The following is a 15,350-nucleotide window of genomic DNA, read 5'->3' as shown; positions in this document are numbered from 1 at the left end:
TGCTCGCGAAGGCGGTGTGTCATTCAACACTTCAGGTGACTGAACCACCGCCTTCGCGAGCAAGCCCGCTCCCACATTTGGATCTGCATCAGGCTGTTAGTTGGTACGCGCCCCCTGATTGATCCAGGTGCCAATCAAGTCCCGTTCCTGCTGAGTCATCTGGGTGATATTGCCCAGCGGCATGATCTGGCTTGCCACGGCCTGCGCCTGAATGCGCGGGGCCATTTGCTGGATCTGCTGCGGCGTGTCAAACATCACACCGGCCGGTGCGGTGCTGAACAGCGGGCTGGTGGGCTTGGCCGAATGGCACACCGCACAGCGCTCCTGAATCACCCCGTGAACCTTGTCAAAATCAATCGACGCCTGGGCCGGTGCTGCTTCGACAGGTGCCGGTGCAGGTGCGGCTGGCGCAGCCGGTTTAAGCCCGCCACCCAGCGCCGTTTCCGGCAGTGGTTGGTACTCGATGGCAGCCGGAGCCTTGGCCACATCCGGTGCAGTCGCCACTGGTTTTGGGCCGGTCACGTACGCCAGGCAAATCATCGCCAGCGCGCCGACCGGTAAGGTCCAGGCATATTTCTGGCTGTTATGACGGGTGTTGAAGTAGTGACGTACCAACACCGCCGCCACCGCGATACCGGCCAGGATCAGCCAGTTGTATTGGCTGCCATAGGTGCTCGGGAAGTGGTTGCTGATCATGATGAACAGCACCGGCAAGGTGAAGTAGTTGTTGTGACGCGAACGCAGCAAACCCTTGGCCGGCAGTGCCGGATCTGGGGTGCGGTTCTCCGCGATCGCAGCCACCAGCGCGCGCTGCGCCGGCATGATGATGCGGAACACGTTACCCACCATGATGGTGCCGATCACGGCGCCCACATGCAGGTACGCACCACGGCCACTGAACACCTTGCTGAAGCCGTAAGCGGCGCCAATCAACAGCACGAACAGGATCAAGCCGAGCAGGGCAGGGCGCTTGCCCAGTGCCGAGTCGCACAGAAAGGAGTAGATGAACCAGCCGGCCAGCAGTGAGCCAAGGCCCAGCAACACACCTTCCGGACCGCTGAGGCTGCTGCCCGGGGCCAACAGGTACAAGGTCGGGTTGGCGTAGAACACCACGCACAGCAGCGCGATGCCGGACATCCAGGTGAAATAGGCTTCCCATTTGAACCAGTGCAGGTTGTCCGGCATGGTCGGCGGGGCCAGTTTGTATTTTTCCAGGTGGTAGATACCGCCACCGTGGATCGCCCACAAGTCACCGGCGAGGCCGTCCTTGGGGTTGACGCGATTGAGGTTGTTTTCCAGCCAGACGAAGTAGAACGAAGCGCCGATCCAGGCGACGCCAGTGATCATGTGAACCCAGCGCACGCTAAGGTTCAGCCATTCCATCAAATGTGCTTCCACAGTCTTTACCTCTCGCCTGTCACTCTGTCGTCGAGTGATCAGACCTTCTCTTATTGGTGGGGGGCGAGGATCAACCGCTCATCCTCTTTAAAAAAATGCTCATCGCAGTTATTGCCTGTGCCACTGCGATCAACCACCAGGAAGTCATCCCGCTTTTCGATCGTCAGCACCGGGTGGTGCCAGACGCCGCGATGGTAATTAATGCCCTGCCTGCCGTTGGTAACGAAGGCGCGGACCAAGCCCGATACAGGTTCATCGCCAAGTGGCGCGACCACGATCAGAAAGGGGTTGCCGAGCAGCGGGATGAAAGCCTGGCTGCCCAGCGGGTGTCGTTCCAGCATGCACACGGTCAGCGGCATGTCCTGCGCGTCGGCGCGGAAGATGCTGATGATGGCGTTATCTTCTGGCGTGGCGGTTTGCACCGTCGCCAGTTTATGAAAGCGCATGGTCGACCCGTTGTTGATCATGAAGTGATCGCTGCCATCGGTTTCGATAACGTCTCCGAAAGGGGCGAAGGCTTCTTTGGTCAGGGGTTCGATCATCAGTGTGCGCATGGCTGTCTTCTTATCCAAATTCTGTGTTGTTTGCTTTTGTGGCGAGGGAGCTTGCTCCCGTTGGACTGCGCAGCAGTCCCATCTCTTGGGGCCGCTTCGCGACCCAACGGGAGCAAGCTCCCTCGCCACAGGGGTTCACCGCTTATTTGGCGACCTTACCGAGAACCCGCAGGCGGCTCACACCACCATCCGGGAACACATTCAGACGAATATGGGTGATCGGGCCCAGTGCCTTGATCTGCTCGGCAAACGTGTGTTCAGCGTGCATTTCCAGTTTCTGCGCCGGCAGCAGTTCGCGCCAGAACAGCGATTGGGTTTCGATCTGGCTGTCGGTGCCGCCCTTCACGAAGGCGCCCTGGATCGAGCAGGTGTCCGGGTAGTTGCCCTTGAAGTGCAGGGTGTCGACCACGATCTTCTCGATCTCGCCCGGGTGGCCCAGCGCGACGATGACCCAGTCATTGCCCGGCGTACGACGACGCGCGGTTTCCCAGCCATCACCCATGTTGATGCCCCGGCCCGGGTTGAGGATGTTGCTCATGCGCCCGAAGTGTTCATCGGAGCAGGCCAGTGCACGGCCACCGTTCAGTGCCGCGGCCAGGTCGACCTGTTCGTTGTCGCCCACCGCCGACCAGTCGCGGAACGGAATGCCGTACACACGCAGACGGGCCACGCCGCCATCCGGGTAGATGTTGAAGCGCAGGTGGCTGAAGGCCTGGTCGTTGTTGATCTCGTGGAAGTGATGGCTGTTACCTTGCAGCTCCACAGCCGACAGCACTTCAACCCACTGAGTATTGTCATCCGGCTCGCCGGACGCCAGGAAGCAGGCTTCCAGGGACGCCGATGGCGGGAAGTTGCCGGTGAAGAATGAAGTGTCGATGTCCACGCCTTTGATCGAACCTGGTACGCCCAGGCGGATCACCGCGCTGTCGTAGCCTTCGAAGCGCTTGCGGCGCGACTCCCAGCCGTCCATCCACTTGCCGTTGTCATCGAAAACGCCCTCCTTCCACACGGCCGGGGTCGGCTGGAACAGGCGGTTGGCGTCAGCGAACCAGTCATCGGTCACCGAAATAATCTTGGTGCCCAGACGGGCGTCGGCCAGGTTGACGAACTTCTCGAAAGGTACGGCGTATGCTTTCATTCTTCTTGTCTGCCTTAAAGTAAGTGGCTTGGGATGCTCGCCAGGCCCTGGGCGCTCATGAGTCGCTCGGGCCAGGTCTGCTAAAGGGTCAGTAATCGGAACAACGCGATTTTATTGATTTCGGCCAGCGCGCATTTGAACTCGGCTTCCACCGAGTTGCGAATGCGCGTTTCAAACGCGGCCAGGATCTGGTGCCGGTTGCTGCCTTTTACCGCCATGATGAAGGGAAACTTGAACGTGGCCTTGTAGGCATCGTTCAGCTCGGTGAAGCGAGAAAACTCTTCGGCCGTGCATTGGTGAATACCCGCGCCAGACTGTTCTTCAGTGCTGGCTGCGGTAAGCTGGCCCTGGACGGCAGCTTTGCCCGCCAGGTCCGGGTGCGCGTTGATCAGGGCCAGTTGGCTTGCGTGATCAGCGCTCAACAGGATGTCGCTCATGCGCTGGTGCAGGGTTTCGATCTCGTCGATCGACGCATCCTGGCCCAGGTCGAAAGCCTTTTCGGCCACCCATGGCGAATGTTCGTAGATGTCGGCGAAGGCTGCGACGAATTCGTCGCGGCTCAGGGTCGAGGGTTTCAAGGTCTGGAAAGCAGTCACTTGGAGGCTCCCTGGAAAGGGTGTACGTCATGCCAGTGACGGGCGATGTCCACGCGGCGGGTGAACCACACCTGGTCATGGCCTTTGGCGTATTCGATAAACCGCTTGAGGGCAGCCAGGCGCGCCGGGCGGCCGATCAGGCGGCAGTGCAAGCCGATCGAGAGCATTTTCGGTGCGTCGCTGCCTTCGGCATACAGCACATCGAACGCGTCTTTGAGGTATTCGAAAAAGTCGTCGCCCTTGTTGAACCCCTGTACTTGGGTGAAGCGCATGTCGTTGGTGTCCAGTGTGTACGGGATCACCAGGTGCGGCTTGCCGGTCGGGTTGTTGGGTTCCCAGTAGGGCAGGTCGTCGTCGTAGGTGTCGCAGTCGTAGAGGAAGCCACCTTCCTCCATCACCAGCCGCCGGGTATTGGGACCGGTGCGCCCGGTGTACCAGCCCAGTGGGCGCTCGCCGGTGAGTTCGGTGAGGATGCGGATCGCTTCGAGCATGTGCTCGCGTTCCTGGGCCTCGTCCATGTACTGGTAGTCGATCCAGCGGTAGCCGTGGCTGCAGATCTCGTGGCCGGCGGCGACCATCGCACGGATCACGTCCGGGTGGCGCTGGGCGGCCATGGCCACGGCGAAGATGGTCAGCGGAATGTCGAATTCCTTGAACAGCTTGAGGATGCGCCACACGCCGGCCCGGCTGCCGTATTCGTACAGCGACTCCATGCTCATGTTGCGCTCGCCTTGCAGCGGTTGCGCCGAGACCATTTCGGAGAGGAAGGCTTCCGACTCTTTGTCGCCGTGCAAAATGTTGCGCTCGCCACCTTCTTCGTAGTTGAGTACGAACGACAGGGCGATACGGGCCTTGCCTGGCCAGTGTGGGTGAGGAGGGTTACTGCCGTAACCGATCAGGTCGCGTGGGTAGTCAGCGCTCACTGCAGTCTTCCTTCTTGTTCGTGGTAGCGGTGTGTGTGGCGGCCGGGCAGTGAAAAGACTGGGTGGCGTCACAGCGATGACTGATTGTATACAACTTAGTGCGCACTTTGTAAGCCTGTATTTCTGCATTTTTTCCGCAGGGTCTTCATAGAGTAGTCCTGCAAGAAACCTGCCCGACTGGTCAGCTAAATTGAAATAACACTCCCTCACTGTAGGAGCGAGCTTGCTCGCGAAAAACACGAGAGCACCGCAGCAACTCTGAAACGCTGCGTAATCGTTGACGATCTTCGCGAGCAAGCTCGCTCCTACAGGATCAGCGCTAACACCAGAAATCGGTTTTGTTTAATTTATTGTGTACAATTTTTTTGAAAAGTGTCTTAATCAGTCATCGCCGGCTTTTTCAGTGCCCTGAAAAGGTGCGGTCTTTCACTTTACTGACTTCGGGAGGCGCGCAGACGCTATGGGACGTTTGACCACACACGTATTGGACGCCGCGCACGGCTGCCCCGGCAGCGCGATCAAGGTTGAGTTGTACCGCGTTGAAGGCACACAGCTCGAGCTGGTAGCGAGCACCCTGACCAACAGCGACGGCCGCTGCGACGCACCCTTGCTGCAAGGCGATGACTACCGCAGCGGTGTCTATCAGTTGCAGTTCAGCGCCGGCGATTACTACCGCGCCCGTGGTGTGCAATTGCCCGAACCTGCGTTTCTCGATGTGGTGGTGCTGCGCTTCGGCATCAGTGCCGAACAGGACCACTACCACGTGCCTCTGCTGATTTCGCCTTACAGCTACTCCACTTATCGCGGTAGCTGAGTCGTCACCACGCTTCACACCCCCAAAGCTCTTCGTTGGTTTCGCCCGCTCACACTGCGGGCTTTTTTTCGCCTGCACGTTAACGCCCGGTAACTATGTATAGCCCGCAGGAGCGGGCGCCTGCTTACCCTCGGTGTTTCATCAAGAGCTGTTGGCGACATGAATACCGAACAAGACGATTCAGACACCCTGAACGAGCAAGCGCAGATTCGCCAGCGCCTGACCCGGCGGCTCGACGCCAGCGCCCACCCCAGCCGCTTCATCAATGAACTGCATGCCGCCGAAGTGCGTTGCCGCGATGCGATCAAACAGTTGCGCCGCCTGCTGGAACCGGCACCGGGCATTTACCGCCTGGTGCGCAAGGGCCTGCGCGAAGCCTTTGCCCTTGATCCCGATACCCTGCTGTTCAGCGAGCCGTCGACGCCTGGCGGGCCGCAAGTGGTGGACAGCCTGACTGATCGGGCGCTGGGCTTGCTGGACAATCCCGCGTTCCCGATCAACATCAATCGCTACACCCGCCTCAGCATGAGCACTGATGCCAGTTTCAAGGTGGCTTTCACGGCCAGTGACGCGCTGCACAAGGTCAATGCCCTGGATTTTCCCGCACGGATCAAGTCGGCGATCGCCGACTATTGGCAGGCGCTGGCGTTTGGCAGTGCGGTGTCTCGCGAGGAGCGTTGGGTGCAGGTGCACAACGACTACTTCGCCGAGCGGGCGTTTTTGGCCCATGCCCTGTACGACTTGTCGGACCATGGTTTTGCCATGGCGCTGGGGATACTGGATGCGCCCACCCCGCAGGCGCGTGAGCAGGCGGGCGGCGCCTGGGAGCGCTTGCAGGTCGGCGAGCTGGTATGGCCAACAGGCACGGGGCGCGAGGTGCCGTTCAGCGGCGCACTGCATATCTACCGCGCGGGCGATGAGCGGACCAAGCGCCAGGTGGTCTACCTGCCAGGGTCGGCCAAGGTCTTTCATGAATTTGCCAGCCTTGCGCAGATGCAGCTCACGTTGCCCGCGCGGGTCCAAGGCCCTGAGCGCGCAGCCCTCTGGCAGCGCCTGCCCCTGGCGCACCGACAGGCGTTGGCGCAAGCGTTCACGGTGCGCCGGTCGGCGGCGCTGACGGATGATGCCCTGCGGCACAGCGCGCTGGCGCAACTGAATAACCAGCGCGACAACGAATGGGGCTGCCTGCTGGCGCGGCATGCCTCGCGGGTGTTCGAGGGCACGGCAGGCGCCCTGTTGAGTGCCGCACAAAGGCTGAAAATAGTTGAGCGGGGCCGGCGTCCAGCGCCCGCCAGCGAGCGGCTGAGAGCCGCGCTGGACCAACTGCTGGAGTGGGATCGCCGGCGCCGGGGCCAGGAAGTGAATTGCGCCACATTGCGCCCTGGCCTGGCCATGCGCACCGCCGAAGACCTGGTGCGGCGTCACGAGCAGGGCGCGCTGGCGCTGCTGAACAAGGCTGACTTGAGCGAAAAATCCCGCCCTTACGACATCCTTGAAACCCTGCAGGCGCAATGGCTTGACCTGGTGTCGGCCGTGCACGCGTTGCTCGACGGGCAGGAGCATCGCTTGGGCCTGCGCGAGTTCTGGCAGGAAAAAGCCCCGGGCTCGACCCGCCATCGTGCTGCTCAACGCCTCAATGCCCAGCGGTCGGCGCTGACAAAAGAAGCGCAACTGCAATATGGCCTGGGGCTGATCAATGACACCGACCTGGCACTGCTGATCGAGGTGCTCGACAAACCGCTGGCCGATGACCGTGGCAACAGTCCTACCCGTGTATTGCAACTTTCCGTCGGCAGGGCCCGGCAGCCGCTCTACCGGTTGACTGGTGCGTTTGTGGTCACCACCGCCGAGGCCCTGGAACACACCGATCGACGATTGCCTGTGGTGCTGCACCTGCCGGGCAAGGACGGCGGCCTGCAAGCGTTTGATTCGCTGAATGAGCTGTCGAAAAGCCTCGACCTCAGCCTCAAGTGCCCGGACGGTTCGATGCTCTGGCAGTGCATCGGGCGTGACCAGCGCCAGGAGGCGCGCGCGGTGATCGGCGCATTGGGCATGGAGTCGACGCTGGTGTACTTCGAAGTGCTGCAGGGCAATCTGCTGTCCGAGACCTTCAAGGAGCAGATCAGGCAATACGCCCAGGTTGAACGTTGGGTGGTGCAGGGTGGCCGGCCCTTCAACGAGGTGAAGGACCTTGCGCTGATGCAAACCCTGCTGGCCCGCGAGCTGGCAGACACCCTGCAATTGCCCCTGAGCGTTGCCCGGGCGCAGGCGCTGGCCAACGTCAGCGTGCTGCGCCTGGCGGTGGCCCAGGCCAAGACGCTGCCGGCCTGGCTGGCGAGTGCATCGCCGGTGTTGCGCAAACGTTATCAGCGCCAGCAAACCCATTGCATTGCCAGCGCCATGGTCGTGGAGCAGCAATTGGCAGAGGTGCTGCCGAGCCTGGAGGATTTCGCCCGGCGCACGCTGATCGCGCAGTTGATGCAGGAGGAACTGCACCCGCTGCTGGATATCGACACCCCGTTCCTGGACATGCCCGACGATGTGAGCACGCACTGGGAGTCTCATCCCCAGCGGCCGGCGGGCGATTCCGGCATCAGGACCGTGGTCAGCAGCGCACGCCATACCTACAGCCTGTTGCAGTTGGCGCTGCATAACCTGGACCCGGACGCGCCCTGGACGCGGTGGCGATTGCAGCACAGTCGCTACCTTGAGCCGCTGTGGGCGAAGCATTTACCCGCCAGACGGTTGATCCAGCTGATCGCCGAGCTGGATTTGGCGGGGCAATATGAGCGGCTGATTGCCCAGGCTTTTTACCCGTCATCCCCGCAGGTGACAGCGGGCTTGTCCCAGGCCCTGCTTGAGCGCCCGGTGATTCAGCGGGCGCGGCTGGAGCAGTTCAGCACGACGCAACAAGGTCTCAGTGAAGCCGCCCTGAGCCTGTTCTCCACGGCGCTGGCGGCGAGGACGCCTGCCGACCTTGGAAAAAATGGCCATCAAATTCAGCTTTGCTGTGTCCATCTGGCGGCGCTGACCCTGGAGCAACCGCGCCATGTCACCGGGATGCTGATTATTCATGATCAACGGTCGGCCAAGGCCCTGCTGTACTGGCCGGGTGTGCAGGGTTATCCGGCGCTCACCGAGCATGGCAGTGTGGCGGCGGCCCGGCGGGCGTTGCTGAAAGTGGCAGTTGCGCCTGGAAACCTTAAGGCCCTGGCGACAAAAATGGCGCCCGGTTGGGAGCAGCAAGCCCTGGAAAGTTACCCCGCGACGCTGCGGTCCACTGGCTCGATGCTTGAGCCAGGCGTACCGTCCATTGTGCGTGGGTATTCATTTTTTCCCTCTCCCATCAGGGCGTGGTGGTGGGCGATGGATGGAATCAGGCGCTGGTTCATGGTGCGCCGCGCACAACCGGCTACGGCGTTGTCGGAGGTTGAAAAGGAGATTCGGGAGCAATTGGAGGCCGACCCCGGGCAATGGCTGGGCATCACCGGCACCACCGGTTGTGACCTGCTGCGCATCCTCACCCATGGCCAGGTGCTGGGACTTGAGCGTGAGGTGCGCGCCGTCGCGAACTCGGCCAGGGCGCTGGCGAGCTATCGCGAGTTGCGGTTGGGCGAACAGTCCGCAGCGCGGGTGCGCGGGTTGTTGTCATTCATTCCTGGGGTCAGCATCGGGGTCAATCTGTATGAGGTCCTGCTGGCGGCGCGTCGGTTTCACCACAGTGGTGATCCGAGGGATGGAATGGCCATGGGGTTCGCCACCCTGATCCTGATTGGTGATGTGGCGCTTACGGCGATGCCACAGACCAAAGGGGCGCCCAGGGCAGGCCTGCCGATCAGGCCACTGTCGATGGTGCCGGCGCTGAACCAGATACGGCGCCAGCAACGGCCCTTCAGTACCCTCGGTTTACCGCCTGCTCGCAAGGCGCTGAAGGGCATGGAGGCCTATCGCAAGGAGCTTTCGACAGAGGGTGCCATCACCCTGCACGGACCGGTCAACAAGGGCAGTCGCGTCAAGGCCGGCGAGCAGTTTATTGTTGAAGACGGCCACGCTTACCCGGCCCATCGTCGTCGCAACGAGCGAGTGTTACGCATCAAAAACCCGAAAGGCAGCGGCGAGGACGAGTTGTTCCTGGCTATTGAGCAGCCCCGTGAATGGCTATTGGGCGCCGACGCTCCCGAGCCGCGCGCCGGGACCAGTTCCCGGGTGCGCAGGCCATGGGAAACACCGGTGGGCGGAACGGAGTGGGTCGCGCCGACGGCCTCTCACACCGAGCGCGTGGCCCGGCAGCCGCCGCTGGTTGCTGGCTATTGGCAGGCCTGGGGGCAACGTCTGGTGGGCCGGCCCGTACAGGAGATTTCTGCGTCACGCCGTTTGTATCGGGTTCAGGGCGATCAGGCCTATGACGCTGTCAGGCTGGGGGACAACTATTTCGAGTTGCTGCCCAACGGCTCGAATGTGCCCGAGGGCATCATTTTCATCAGGAACCCCGAGTTGCCCGACGCGAGGCCCGGCCATGATTTATTGCGCAGGCTGTCGTCCGATGTGCGCGTGCAACCCATACCGGCGACGTTTGGCGCCGATCAGTTATGGACGCCTCGCCAGCCGCTGTTCAGCCGCCCGCTGTTTGACTCGGTGAGGGATGCATTTCCCGGTTTGACGCCGGCCAGCAACCGCTTCGTGACCGAGCGTCTGGTGGAGTTGGCGGATTCCGGCCGGTCGATGACAGCGAGTCGAATGCTCAACGTGCGCACGACGCTGGACGACTGGCTGCCGCCGGTGCCCAGGGCTGCGGGCTATACGGATGATTTATTGCGCATGCTGCGGCCGGTGGTACGGGGCGGGCGGGTCAGCGTCAATATCGGTGTGGATGGGCTGGTGCCAGGTCTGGAGCGTGTGGATTTTCAGCTGCCGGTGCCCCTTGCCCCGTCCATCATCAATAACACGCAGAGTGCGATCGGCCATGCGCGGCCGGTGGCGGCCCAAAACGCTGTCAGGCAGGTGCTCGAAGGGCAGGGGTTTGCTGTTGATCCACTCTATAAAAGCAACTCGGCCCAGCTGTTCAATTTTGCCTGCACGCATCCAAAGTCGAACAACCTGTATTACGTGCTGACGCGTTGGGCTGAGTCACCGAGTATCGCGTTGGGGTCGGGGGGCGCGTTGCAATTGTCCGACGCCTGGTTCCGCGCGCCTAACCGGTCGACGATGCGGCACCAGAAAGCCCTGCACCGGCCCATCCTGCAAGCGCTGGATGAGGGCCGGTTGGTCAGGATCATTGCGGGCATACAGCGGGTTGGGCGGTCCAATCGCGTCACGGTGTTCTTCGTAAAACTGTCGGACGTCTAGCGGCTCAACAGCGAAGCCGCACCTGCACCGGAGAACAACCCGGCGCTGATCCGGTTGAACCAGCTCTGGCCCTTGCCGCTGCGCAGGAAGCGCGCGGCACCGCGGGCGCCGAGGCCGTAGGCCAGTTTGCACAGCAGGTCGAGCACGGTCCAGGTGGCGATCATGATCAGCAACTGCGGCAAAAAGGCCTGCTGGGCGCTGAGAAACTGCGGCAGGAAGGCGGCGAAAAACAGGATGTCTTTCGGGTTGCTGGCGCCCAGCACAAAGGCCCGGCCGAACAGCGCGCGAAAACGCGGGGTGGCGGCTACTTGCGGTACGTCAGCGCCGTGGGACGGTTGTCGGGATTGCTGCCAGCTCTGCCAGGCGAGGTAGAACAGGTACATCGCACCGACGATCTTCAGCGCGCTGAACAGTTGTTCCGACGCCAGCAACAACGCACCCAATCCTAGCGCCGAGGCGCTCAACAGGCAGATCGAAGCAATCACCCCACCGAGAAATGCCGGGTACGCACGGCGCAAACCGTAGTTCAAACTGTTGCTGATCATCAGCAAGGACAGGGGGCCGGGGATCAGGATCACCACCAGCGCAGCGCCGCTGAACAACAGCCAGGTTTCCAGACTCATTGCATTCCTCCATTCGTACAAAAGCCCCACCCGACGGGGTGAGGCGGGGTCAAGCCGGTTGGCCTACAGGAAGGCGAACTTGGCGATGAAAATCGCGCAAAGCACCCACAGGCTGATGGAAATTTCCTTGTGTTTACCGGTGCCGGCCTTCAGCGCCACGTAGGTGATAAAACCCAGGGCGATGCCGTCGGCGACCGAGAAGGTCAGGGGCATCATGATCGCCGTAACAATCGCCGGAATGCTGTCGGTGGCGTCGTCCCAGTTGATATGCGCCATGCCGCTCATCATCAGCATCGCCACATAGATCAACGCGCCTGCGGTGGCATAAGCGGGAATCATGCCAGCCAGCGGGGCAAAAAACATCGCGGCGATAAACAGCACGCCCACGGTGACGGCGGTCAGCCCGGTACGGCCACCGGCTGCGACACCGGCGGCGCTTTCCACATAGCTGGTGACGGGTGGTACGCCGACCATCGCGCCGAACACGCTGGAAGCACTGTCGGCTTTCAGCGCGCGGGAGAGGTTTTCGATCTTGCCGTCGGCATTCACCAGGCCTGCGCGCTGAGCCACGCCCATCAAGGTGCCGGCGGTGTCGAACATGTGCACAAACAGGAAGGCAAACACCACGCTGATCATGCTGACGTTGAACACGCCCATCACGTCCATGGCCATCCAGGTGGGTGCCAGGCTCGGCGGGGTGGCCATGATGCCGTGGTACTCCACCAGGCCCAGGCCCCAACCGGCGAGGGTCACGGCGATGATGCTGATCAGGATCGCGCCGAATACCCGGTGGTAGCTGAGGATCGCAATTAACAGGAAGCAGATGGCCGCCAGCAACGGGGCGGGCTCATGCAGGGAGCCGAGCTTGATCAGGGTGGCCGGGCTTTGCACGATGATGCCAGCGGTTTTCAGGCCGATCACCCCGAGAAACAGCCCCACACCCGCGCCCATCGCGTGGCGCAGGCTCACTGGAATGCTGTTGAGCAGCCACTCGCGAATACGTGAGAGCGTCAGGATCATGAACAACACACCGGAGATAAACACTGCACCCAGTGCGGTCTCCCAGTTGTAGCCCATGGTGCCGACCACGGTGTAGGTAAAAAACGCGTTCAGGCCCATGCCCGGCGCCAGTCCTACCGGCCAGTTCGCGTACAGGCCCATGAGCAGGCAGCCCAGCGCGGCGGCGATGCAGGTGGCGACAAACGCCGCGCCGTGGTCAATCCCGGCGTCGGCCATGATGTTGGGGTTAACGAAGATGATGTAGGCCATGGTGATAAAGGTGGTGAGGCCGGCGATCAGCTCGGTCTTCACTGTGGTGCCGTGCAAGCGGAGTTTGAACAGGCGTTCCAGCCAACCGTTGTGGGTTGGCGAGAGGTCGAGCGTAGGGGCTTCGGATTTGCGGCTTTCCACAGCAAGTACTCCTCAAGAGTTTTATTGTTATTTCCAGCGCCGGACACATGAGTGGGCAGCAGCGCTTTGAGGTACCAGCGGGTTTTGTTGACCAGTAGGTCAGGAACTCGCACGAAGCGAATTATGCTTTTGTATACAAATAAAGCAAATAATGTTTTCTATTTTGTGTGCGAAAAGGATGAAAGGCAATTCAGGATTGGCCACTCAATGCCTTGTTCACCGCCAGCCAGCCCTCTACCGCCGTCTCGCCAGCCTCGGCAAACGCCCGTTGCAGCAGCTTTACCTGCTCGCGACGCAGGGATTGTTCGAAGCGCCGACCTTCCTCGGTCAATTCCAGCAGGCGCTTACGCTTGTCGGTCTCGGACGCCACGCTGTCCACCAGGTGCATTTCCTGCAGTTGGCGCAACGGCATGTTCAGCGCCTGCTTGCTCACGCCGAGCAATTCCAGCAGCTCCTTGACGCTCAAGGCCGGGTAGCGCGCGATAAAAAACACGATGCGTTGGTGCACCCGGCTCAGGCCTCGGCGCTCAAGCATTTCGTCGGCCTTGGCGGTGAACGCCTGGTAGCCAAAGAAGAACGCTTCCATGGCGGTTTGCTGGCTGGTCTGGTTTTTAAGGTCAAGCATATTGACGTATCTGCCCAAGTCGTCGTAATTTCGGTCAACCAGTTTGACGTATTTTCCTCAGGCTTTGCTACCGGTGACCCTTATGGCCTTCTCAGAACGTGTTTCGCGCCTTAAAAGCTCCTTGATCCGTGAGATCCTTGCGGCGGCGCAAAAGCCGCAGGTGATGTCCTTCGCCGGTGGCCTGCCGGCTGAAGTGATGCTGCCCAAGCTGGATTGGACTGACATGCCACTCAATATCGGCCAATACGGCATGAGCGAAGGCGAACCGCCGTTGCGTGAACTGCTGGCAGCCGAGGCGCGGGGGCTGGGCATTGCGTGCCAGGCCAGCCAGGTGATGGTGGTCAGCGGCTCCCAGCAAACCCTGGATCTGGCGGCCAAGCTGTACATCGACAAGGGCACCAAGATCCTGCTGGAAGGCCCGACTTATCTCGCGGCGTTGCAGATATTCCAGCTGTTCGGTGCCGATTGCCTGACCGTGCAGCTTGAAGCGGATGGTCCGGACCTGAAGGCGCTGCGCAACAGCCTTGAGCAGCATCGTCCGTCCTTCGTCTACCTGATCCCGACGTTCCAGAACCCGTCAGCCGTGCGCTACAGCGAGGCCAAGCGTGAGGCTGTCGCGGCGCTGCTGGACGAGTTCGGCGTGACCCTGATCGAAGACGAACCCTACCGCGAGCTGACCTTCGACGGCGGCAGCGCGCAACCCATCGTCAGCCGGCTGAAAAAGGCCAGCTGGATCTACACCGGCACCGTTTCCAAGACCCTGTTGCCGGGCTTGCGGGTGGGTTACCTGATCGCCAGCCCGGACCTGTTCCCGCACCTGCTCAAGCTCAAGCAGTCGGCTGATCTGCACACCAACCGCGTTGGCCAGTGGCAGGCGATGCAATGGATTGGCACCGAGAAATACCAGCATCACTTGGTGCAATTGCGCAGTTTCTACCGTGATCGGCGCGACGCGTTCCAGGCTGCATTGGCGCGGCATTTCAGCGATCTGGCCGACTGGCAAATACCCCAGGGCGGATTATTCTTCTGGCTGACCTTGAAACAACCGCTCGACACCCGCACCTTGTTGGCACCTGCGCTCGACCAGGACATCGCGTTCATGCCCGGTGAACCGTTCTTTTCCGAGCCGGACAACCATCACGGTCACTTGCGGCTCAATTTCAGCCATATCGACCCGGCGCGTTTGGACGAAGGTCTCAAACGTCTCGCTGCGGTGGTCCGTCAAGCACAGCACGCGCAAGCGGCATAAGGGGAGGCCTCATGTACAAGGTTTACGGCGATTACAAATCGGGCAACTGCTACAAGGTCAAACTCATGCTCAGCCTGCTGGGCGTCGACTATGAGTGGATCGATGTCGATATCCTGAACGGCGACACCGAGACCGCCGAGTTCCTGGCCAAGAACCCCAACGGCAAGATCCCGGTGCTGGAGCTCGAAGACGGCACCTGCTTGTGGGAATCCAATGCGATCCTCAACTTCCTGGCCGACGGCAGCGAGTTCCTGCCGACCGAACCGCGCCTGCGCACCCAAGTGCTGCAGTGGCAGTTTTTCGAGCAGTACAGCCATGAGCCGTATATTGCGGTGGCGCGGTTTATCCAGTTTTACCTGGGGCTGCCGAAAGATCGGCTGGAGGAATACAAGAAACTGCACAAGGGCGGCTACAAGGCCCTGAAGGTGATGGAGCGTCAGTTGCAGTTGACGCCGTACCTGGTGGGCGACCAGTTCTCGATTGCCGATGTGGCGCTGTATGCCTACACCCATGTGGCGGATGAAGGTGGTTTTGACTTGAGCGCTTATCCCGGCGTGCAGGCGTGGTTGAAACGCGTGGCCAGCCATCCAAAACATGTGGCGATGCTGGGCTGATCACCGGTCCACTCCTGTAGGAGCGAGCTTGCTCGCGAAAAACGCAAGAACACCGCGGGG

At 61.3% G+C, this 15,350-nt stretch carries 12 protein-coding genes; 4 read left to right on the top strand and 8 right to left on the bottom strand.

Annotated features, from left to right (window positions below):
- Positions 1 to 96 precede the first annotated feature (96 nt).
- From CEC48_RS25820 to puuE, 5 genes are all read right to left on the bottom strand, one after another.
- Positions 97 to 1,398: a urate hydroxylase PuuD gene (locus CEC48_RS25820; RefSeq protein ID WP_088426306.1), complete on the bottom strand. Its 1,302-nt coding sequence runs from the start codon at positions 1,396 to 1,398 to the stop codon at positions 97 to 99.
- Between the two features lie 50 nt (positions 1,399 to 1,448).
- Positions 1,449 to 1,952 carry an ureidoglycolate lyase gene (locus CEC48_RS25815; protein WP_017479983.1) on the bottom strand — a complete coding sequence of 168 codons (504 nt, stop codon included), beginning with the start codon at positions 1,950 to 1,952 and terminating at the stop codon, positions 1,449 to 1,451.
- A gap of 142 nt (positions 1,953 to 2,094) precedes the next feature.
- Positions 2,095 to 3,090 carry an allantoicase gene (gene alc / locus CEC48_RS25810; RefSeq protein WP_010176096.1) on the bottom strand — a complete coding sequence of 332 codons (996 nt, stop codon included), beginning with the start codon at positions 3,088 to 3,090 and terminating at the stop codon, positions 2,095 to 2,097.
- 80 nt (positions 3,091 to 3,170) lie between these two features.
- A complete protein-coding gene (uraD, locus tag CEC48_RS25805) occupies positions 3,171 to 3,686 on the bottom strand; it encodes a 2-oxo-4-hydroxy-4-carboxy-5-ureidoimidazoline decarboxylase (protein WP_088426305.1) in 516 nt (171 codons plus the stop codon).
- A complete protein-coding gene (gene puuE / locus CEC48_RS25800; protein WP_088426304.1) occupies positions 3,683 to 4,609 on the bottom strand; it encodes an allantoinase PuuE in 927 nt (308 codons plus the stop codon). Before puuE ends, uraD begins: the two co-directional genes overlap by 4 nt.
- Positions 4,610 to 5,069: 460 nt before the next feature.
- On the opposite strand from puuE, the gene uraH reads away from it, so the two are divergent.
- Positions 5,070 to 5,423: a hydroxyisourate hydrolase gene (gene uraH / locus CEC48_RS25795; RefSeq protein ID WP_088426303.1), complete on the top strand. Its 354-nt coding sequence runs from the start codon at positions 5,070 to 5,072 to the stop codon at positions 5,421 to 5,423.
- Between the two features lie 159 nt (positions 5,424 to 5,582).
- Positions 5,583 to 10,769: a dermonecrotic toxin domain-containing protein gene (locus tag CEC48_RS25790; RefSeq protein WP_088426302.1), complete on the top strand. Its 5,187-nt coding sequence runs from the start codon at positions 5,583 to 5,585 to the stop codon at positions 10,767 to 10,769.
- On the opposite strand, the gene CEC48_RS25785 is transcribed toward CEC48_RS25790, so the two are convergent.
- From CEC48_RS25785 to CEC48_RS25775, 3 genes are all read right to left on the bottom strand, one after another.
- A complete protein-coding gene (locus CEC48_RS25785) occupies positions 10,766 to 11,392 on the bottom strand; it encodes a LysE family translocator (protein WP_088426301.1) in 627 nt (208 codons plus the stop codon). The two genes, CEC48_RS25790 and CEC48_RS25785, sit on opposite strands and share 4 nt — an antisense overlap.
- A gap of 63 nt (positions 11,393 to 11,455) precedes the next feature.
- Entirely contained in the window at positions 11,456 to 12,802 is a 1,347-nt protein-coding gene (locus CEC48_RS25780; RefSeq protein ID WP_063031998.1) for an NCS2 family permease, read from the bottom strand.
- Positions 12,803 to 12,992: 190 nt separating this feature from the next.
- Entirely contained in the window at positions 12,993 to 13,427 is a 435-nt protein-coding gene (locus CEC48_RS25775; protein ID WP_003212841.1) for a MarR family winged helix-turn-helix transcriptional regulator, read from the bottom strand.
- An 82-nt stretch (positions 13,428 to 13,509) separates the two neighbouring features.
- Between CEC48_RS25775 and CEC48_RS25770 the strand changes: the two genes are divergently transcribed.
- Together CEC48_RS25770 and CEC48_RS25765 are read left to right on the top strand one after the other, a co-directional pair.
- Positions 13,510 to 14,676 carry a PLP-dependent aminotransferase family protein gene (locus tag CEC48_RS25770; RefSeq protein ID WP_088426300.1) on the top strand — a complete coding sequence of 389 codons (1,167 nt, stop codon included), beginning with the start codon at positions 13,510 to 13,512 and terminating at the stop codon, positions 14,674 to 14,676.
- 11 nt (positions 14,677 to 14,687) lie between these two features.
- Entirely contained in the window at positions 14,688 to 15,290 is a 603-nt protein-coding gene (locus CEC48_RS25765) for a glutathione S-transferase family protein (RefSeq protein ID WP_088426299.1), read from the top strand.
- Positions 15,291 to 15,350: the final 60 nt, after the last annotated feature.

It is taken from the genome of Pseudomonas sp. K2I15, assembly GCF_002204795.1.
In the GTDB taxonomy this organism is placed as follows: domain Bacteria; phylum Pseudomonadota; class Gammaproteobacteria; order Pseudomonadales; family Pseudomonadaceae; genus Aquipseudomonas.
This window is presented reverse-complemented; position numbering and strand designations above follow the sequence as displayed.

Coding starts and splice junctions, on each gene's coding strand:
- CEC48_RS25765 (WP_088426299.1), top strand. CDS start 14,688: ATGTACAAGGTTTACGGCGATTACAAATCGGGCAACTGCTACAAGGTC.
- CEC48_RS25770 (WP_088426300.1), top strand. CDS start 13,510: ATGGCCTTCTCAGAACGTGTTTCGCGCCTTAAAAGCTCCTTGATCCGT.
- alc (WP_010176096.1), bottom strand. CDS start 3,090: ATGAAAGCATACGCCGTACCTTTCGAGAAGTTCGTCAACCTGGCCGAC.
- CEC48_RS25785 (WP_088426301.1), bottom strand. CDS start 11,392: ATGAGTCTGGAAACCTGGCTGTTGTTCAGCGGCGCTGCGCTGGTGGTG.
- CEC48_RS25775 (WP_003212841.1), bottom strand. CDS start 13,427: ATGCTTGACCTTAAAAACCAGACCAGCCAGCAAACCGCCATGGAAGCG.
- CEC48_RS25815 (WP_017479983.1), bottom strand. CDS start 1,952: ATGCGCACACTGATGATCGAACCCCTGACCAAAGAAGCCTTCGCCCCT.
- uraH (WP_088426303.1), top strand. CDS start 5,070: ATGGGACGTTTGACCACACACGTATTGGACGCCGCGCACGGCTGCCCC.
- CEC48_RS25790 (WP_088426302.1), top strand. CDS start 5,583: ATGAATACCGAACAAGACGATTCAGACACCCTGAACGAGCAAGCGCAG.